This is a genomic window from Rubellimicrobium mesophilum DSM 19309 (genome assembly GCF_000600335.2).
In the GTDB taxonomy this organism is placed as follows: Bacteria; Pseudomonadota; Alphaproteobacteria; order Rhodobacterales; family Rhodobacteraceae; genus Rubellimicrobium; species Rubellimicrobium mesophilum.
Genome location: NZ_KK088554.1, coordinates 146480 through 151861 on the forward strand (window position 1 = coordinate 146480; position 5382 = coordinate 151861).

The following is a 5382-nucleotide window of genomic DNA, read 5'->3' on the forward strand; positions in this document are numbered from 1 at the left end:
CACAGGCTTTGGTTCCCTTGCCACCTGGCAGGTGCCTTGTCACAGGCACAACCAACATTGTGGTTCGGATCAGCTCGCCTTTCGCATTGAGGCGAGCATCGCTTCGGCCTGGTTGAGGATGCAGCCGAAGAGGTCGATGAGCTCTTCCGCTTCCTGCTGAGAAGATTCGGACGCATCTTCGCGAGCCATGGTCACGAGCAGTAAGCGGGCCTGCTGCTGAAAGCTCCGCGCCAGTTCTCCAAGGCGCCAAAGGCCGTGCGGGTCGAGCATGTCCGTTTGAGCGCGCCATTCCATCTCGCCGCTCAGAGCGCTCTTGGCCTTGCGAAGCGTGAAGAGTTTCTCACTAAGCAGCGAGTCCATCTGGCGCCTCCTATCGGACCCTAGTGCCGACTGAGTGAAACGCGCTTGTCGCGTCGAAGGTTCTCCTGAAGAGAACACGGCCGATCCTGAGGAGCGGTCCTTTCGCCTGGCGCTCAGCACAAGGCTCTGCTTGGCCCGCTCAGCTCCTGAGTCTCCGCCCGGATGGGGGGTCAATTGGGGGGACAGCCCGTCACCACCTCGCCGATCTTCTTGCCGGACGGGCGTTTAGCCTCCGACTTTGGCGGAGCCTCCGTCCGTCGAACCCCTTGGACCACCCTCATCCACGCTCCTGCCTCCGTGCAGAAGTCATGATTTATGCACACGTCTGAGACCTTTCAGCGGAGACTCTCAGCCAAGGGAGGGTCAGAATTGTCTGATGGGGTTGGGTGCCCTTCAGCCGGGTCAGAACTTCAGCTCGAGCAAGAGCCTAACCCTTTCGACGAATGACGCCCTCCAGATGCGTGACCTCCGCCACCGTGTTCGAGATGGTTCCATACTTGCGCACGTTCGTGTGCAGGAGTTCGAGCCGGCGGTCGTCCTCGTCGGTGTCCACGACCAGCTCGTAAGTGACCGAGATCATCTTCGGCGGGCTGTCCTGCCGGACCCCGTGCAGCGTGACCTCCACCCCGCGGAGCTGGAAGTGCAGCATGGGTGTCACCCGCTCGACCCCCTTGATCATGCAGGCGGCGATGGAGGCCAGAAAGAGCTCAGCCGGGTTGAAGGCGTCGACCCGACCGGCCACGTCGGTGTCGAGCACGACCTCCGCCTGCTTCGTCGTGGCCACCGAACCATGAGCGTCAATCCGGCGCGCGGCCACACGATACTCCAGCATGCTGTCCTCCGTCCTTGTGATCTCCCGGTATGCACGCTCCCATGGAAACGTGCCTCGAACCCGGTTCAGCGCTGTTGAACCTGTGCTGCTCCCAAGGCGGTATGGGCTCGGGACTTAGCCAGAGATCCGCATCTGGTCAGCCACAGCACGGCTTGGCGCTGGACGGCCCGCAGCAGCGATTCGTCTGGGCCTGAACGGCTTGCTGCTCCTTGAGCCAGCGGTCGCGCGGCTTACAGCTCGACGGACGAGCGGACAGGGCGACATGAACCTCACCGTCCACGACCTCGGGCGCAGCGGCCCGGTAGAGCGCCATCGGCACGACGCCGTCGCTGACCTCGAAGGTGAGCTTGGCTGAGCCGTCGAGGCCCACATGCTCGGACACCTTGCGGATGATCTTGGCGAACTTGCCAGCCGCCATGTGCTCCCGCTTGTCCTCGTCCACGTCCCAGAGCTGCACAAAGATCTCGGTCCAGGCTTCCGGGTTGGCGCCGCAGTCCAGGGCGGCGAACTGGCCGGCCTTCACTTCGGTGACGTGGTAGCCGGGCTTCACGGGCCGGCCGTCGTAGAAGAACACCAGCGGGCGCTCGGCGTGGATGTCGAGGACTGCCAGGAGGTCTCCCAGGGTAATGTCATCGGGATCAGCAATGGCGACGGGCCGGCCTTCAAGGGTCTTGATGTTATCGAGCATGTCGGCTACTCCTAGTTTCAATGTTTTTAGGATCGTTGAAACATGGACGAGCGTCAAGCCCTTTCTGTCTTCGCCGCTCTCTCCCAGGAGACGCGGCTGCGCATCCTGCGGATGCTGGTAATTGCCGGCCGTGGTGGACTGGCCGCCGGCGCCATCGCGGAACGCGCCGAGGTCTCGCCTTCGAACGTCAGCTTCCACCTCAAGGAGCTGGAGCAGGCCGGGCTGGTGCGCTCCCGCCGGGAGAGCCGCTCGGTCATCTACTCTGCCGAGTATGACACCCTGTCGGGCCTGATCCGCTTTCTCATGGAGGACTGCTGCGCGGCCTCCCCAGCCGTCTGCGCCCCCCTTGCCGACGTCGTCACCCAGGCGGCCTGCTGCGTTCCTGAGGCCAACGACGCGGCCCTGTCCGCGCAGCCCGTCGAGAGCTGAAGCTCCATGTCCACCTTCGAACGCTATCTCACCCCTTTGGGTCGCCCTGTGCATCGTTGTGGGGATCGGCCTGGGCTACCTCGTCCCGGAGCTCTTCGCGTCCATCGGTGCGCTGGAGGTGGCCAAGGTCAACCTGCCCGTGGCTGTCCTGATCTGGCTCATGATCGTGCCGATGCTGGTGCGGATCGACTTCGCCGCCCTCGGTCAGGTGCGGCGACACTGGCGCGGCATCGGCGTGACCCTCTTCGTGAACTGGGCCGTGAAGCCCTTCTCCATGGCGCTCCTGGGTTGGCTGTTCATCGGCGGGCTGTTCCGGCCTTGGCTGCCGGCCGATCAGATCGACAGCTACATCGCCGGACTCATCATCCTGGCCGCCGCGCCCTGCACGGCGATGGTCTTCGTCTGGTCGAACCTCACCCGGGGCGAGCCCCACTTCACCCTGAGCCAGGTCGCGCTGAACGACGCCATCATGGTCGTGGCCTTCGCCCCCATCGTGGGTCTGCTGCTCGGGCTCTCCGCGATCACCGTGCCCTGGGCCACGCTGGTGCTGTCGGTAGTGCTCTACATTGTCGTCCCGGTCATCGGGGCGCAGCTCCTGCGCCGTTACCTGTTGGCTGCAGGCGGCCAGGCGGCCCTCGACAGCCTCCTTCGCCGGGTGCAGCCGCTCTCGCTGGTGGCGCTCTTGGCCACGCTGGTCCTTCTCTTCGGCTTCCAAGGCGAGCAGATCCTCGCGCAGCCCCTGGTGATCGTGCTCCTCGCGGTGCCGATCCTGATCCAGGTCTACCTGAACTCGGGGCTTGCCTACCTCCTGAACCGCTGGGCGGGCGAGCAGCATTGCGTGGCCGGTCCCTCGGCCCTGATCGGGGCATCGAACTTCTTCGAGCTCGCAGTGGCCGCCGCCATCAGCCTCTTCGGCCTGACCTCCGGGGCGGCGCTCGCGACCGTCGTGGGCGTGCTCATCGAGGTGCCGGTGATGCTGTCGGTGGTCCGGATCGTGAACCGGTCGAAGGGCTGGTATGAGCGCGGCGCCCGCGTAGCCCGCATGACCGTGCAGGAGGCTGCGGAATGACTGTCACCATCTGGCACAACCCCGCCTGCGGCACCTCGCGCAACACGCTGGCCATGATCCGCGCCAGTGGCGAGGAGCCGGTCGTGATCGAGTATCTGACGGACCCGCCGACCCGGGAGCGCCTCCAAGCGGTGATCGCCGCGGCTGGCCTCACCGTGCGCGATGCCATCCGGCAGAAGGGCACGCCTTATGCTGAGCTGGGCCTCGACGACCCGAGCCTGACCGACGACCAGCTCCTCGACGCCATGCTGGCGCACCCGATCCTGATCAACCGGCCCTTCGTGGAGACGCCCAAGGGCACCCGGCTCTGCCGACCCTCGGAAGCGGTGCTGGAGATCCTGGAGAACCCGGTGACGAAGTTCACCAAGGAGGATGGGGAGCACGTGGCCCGTCCCGCGGCGCGGTGACGCCATGATGCGCTCGCTGCCGGCTGCGTCCAGCCGGCCTGTCGTGACCACCGCCCTTGGGATCACCCTGATCCTCTCCTGGGGCTCATCCTACTACCTGCCCGCGGTGCTGGCCGGTCCCATCGCCCAGGACACCGGCTGGCCGCTCCCCTGGGTAGTATCGGGTCTCTCGATCGGCCTTCTGGTCAGCGGGCTGGCCTCCCCGGTCGTGGGTCGGATCATCCACCACCAGGGGGGCCGCATGGTCCTGGCCACGGGCTCGGGGCTGCTCGCGGTCGGCCTCACGGGCCTGGCTCTGGCACCCTCGGTGGCGGCCTTCCTCGGCGGCTGGCTGGTCCTCGGGGCGGGGATGAGCGCAGCCCTCTACGACGCGGCCTTCGGCACCATGGGGCGTCTCTACGGCCGGGAGGCCCGGAGCGCGATCACTACGCTGACGCTGTGGGCCGGTTTTGCGAGCACCCTCTGCTGGCCCCTGAGCACCTGGCTCGTGGAGGTCTACGGCTGGCGCAACGCCTGCCTGGCCTACGCCGCCCTCCACCTCGCTGTCGCCCTGCCTGTTCACCTCCTCCTGATCCCCAGCGCCGAACCCGCCGATGACCAAGCCACGGGCACGGCTTCACGCACGGTCCAACCATCGTCGGGATCCTCTCCCGTCCTCATCTTTGTCCTTCTTGCCGGGATCCAGACGCTTGCCGCGCTCGTGGCCTCGACGCTCTCGGTTCACCTCCTGGCGCTTCTCCAGATGCGCGGTCTGACAGCGGTCGAGGCCGTGAGCCTCGGAGCGTTGATCGGGCCGGCCCAGGTCGGGGCCCGCGTGCTCGAGATGCTCGTCGGCCGGCGGCACCACCCAATGGCGGCAATGACCGTCTCCATCGGGTTGATCGCGACGGGGGTCGCCCTGCTCGCCCTTCACGTGCCACTGCTGGGTCTGGCTCTCGTGCTTTATGGCGGGGGCAACGGCCTCCACACGATTGCCCGCGGTGCGCTGCCGCTCGTGCTCTTCGATCCCCGGCACTACTCCCTGTTCCTCGGCCGGCTCGCGCTGCCGAGCCTCGTAGTTCAGGCCGGGGCGCCGACGCTCGGAGCCTGGCTTCTGGTCGGCGACGGCACGCTCCTGCTGACGGTGCTCGCAGGAGCGGCCATTCTCGCGCTCGCGTTTTGCCTCCTGCTGGTTGGTGCCGTTCGCCGGATCGAGTGAATGCGACGGTCAGGCTCCGCAAAGCGCCTCCTCGATGAGGCCACGAAGCTGGCGGAGCATGTGCAGAAATCTTGATTTCTGCACATGCTAGCCGACCTCGCCCGACCATGCGATTAGGCGGTGCGTTTCCTAAGTGCGGATGATGCTGGTGCCTAGGCCCGGCACCAAGGACCGTCATCGCAGCCCCGCTTTCATGGCCTGCGGCCGGTCTGGGCGTCTTCCAATCCACCCTTCTGTCCACCTTCCTGATGGCAGCAGGGGGGATGTCCTATGAACTGAACCCTAGAATTTCGGTGTGGAACGCCCCTTGGCAGGCTGTTGCGGTGTGGCCCTTTCCTAATGATGGATAGGGCTATGGTATGGCGCGGTATCTCATTCCCGACAATCCCGAGCAGACTT

At 65.9% G+C, this 5382-nt stretch carries 7 protein-coding genes; 4 read left to right on the plus strand and 3 right to left on the minus strand.

Going from position 1 to position 5382, the window contains the following annotated elements:
• Positions 1-69: 69 nt before the first annotated feature.
• From RUMESO_RS04055 to RUMESO_RS04065, 3 genes are all read right to left on the minus strand, one after another.
• Positions 70-360, minus strand: a complete 291-nt coding sequence (locus RUMESO_RS04055; protein WP_037278196.1) for a hypothetical protein — start codon at positions 358-360, stop codon at positions 70-72.
• 427 nt (positions 361-787) lie between these two features.
• Complete coding sequence (locus RUMESO_RS04060; RefSeq protein WP_037278197.1) at positions 788-1192, minus strand: OsmC family protein; 405 nt, start codon at positions 1190-1192, stop codon at positions 788-790.
• Between the two features lie 136 nt (positions 1193-1328).
• Complete coding sequence (locus RUMESO_RS04065; RefSeq protein ID WP_051521004.1) at positions 1329-1880, minus strand: DUF6428 family protein; 552 nt, start codon at positions 1878-1880, stop codon at positions 1329-1331.
• A 42-nt stretch (positions 1881-1922) separates the two neighbouring features.
• Here RUMESO_RS04065 and RUMESO_RS04070 point away from each other — a divergent pair, with 42 nt between their 5' ends.
• Genes RUMESO_RS04070 through RUMESO_RS04085 form a run of 4 tightly spaced genes read left to right on the plus strand, consistent with a single transcriptional unit; the run spans position 1923 to position 4983 of the window.
• On the plus strand, positions 1923-2309 hold the full coding sequence (locus RUMESO_RS04070; RefSeq protein ID WP_037278199.1) for an ArsR/SmtB family transcription factor: 387 nt from the start codon (positions 1923-1925) through the stop codon (positions 2307-2309).
• A 58-nt stretch (positions 2310-2367) separates the two neighbouring features.
• On the plus strand, positions 2368-3378 hold the full coding sequence (arsB, locus tag RUMESO_RS04075; RefSeq protein ID WP_425414866.1) for an ACR3 family arsenite efflux transporter: 1011 nt from the start codon (positions 2368-2370) through the stop codon (positions 3376-3378).
• Positions 3375-3785 (plus strand): arsenate reductase (glutaredoxin), encoded by a 411-nt coding sequence (gene arsC, locus RUMESO_RS04080; RefSeq protein ID WP_037278200.1) that lies wholly within the window; start codon positions 3375-3377, stop codon positions 3783-3785. The genes arsB and arsC overlap by 4 nt, the downstream gene beginning before the upstream one ends.
• A gap of 43 nt (positions 3786-3828) precedes the next feature.
• Complete coding sequence (locus RUMESO_RS04085; protein WP_245639135.1) at positions 3829-4983, plus strand: MFS transporter; 1155 nt, start codon at positions 3829-3831, stop codon at positions 4981-4983.
• Positions 4984-5382: the final 399 nt, after the last annotated feature.

Bases quoted from the DNA above. Each gene is read 5' to 3' on its own strand.
- RUMESO_RS04055 (WP_037278196.1), bottom strand. From the start codon at position 360: ATGGACTCGCTGCTTAGTGAGAAACTCTTCACGCTTCGCAAGGCCAAG.
- RUMESO_RS04060 (WP_037278197.1), bottom strand. From the start codon at position 1,192: ATGCTGGAGTATCGTGTGGCCGCGCGCCGGATTGACGCTCATGGTTCG.
- RUMESO_RS04065 (WP_051521004.1), bottom strand. From the start codon at position 1,880: ATGCTCGATAACATCAAGACCCTTGAAGGCCGGCCCGTCGCCATTGCT.
- RUMESO_RS04070 (WP_037278199.1), top strand. From the start codon at position 1,923: ATGGACGAGCGTCAAGCCCTTTCTGTCTTCGCCGCTCTCTCCCAGGAG.
- arsC (WP_037278200.1), top strand. From the start codon at position 3,375: ATGACTGTCACCATCTGGCACAACCCCGCCTGCGGCACCTCGCGCAAC.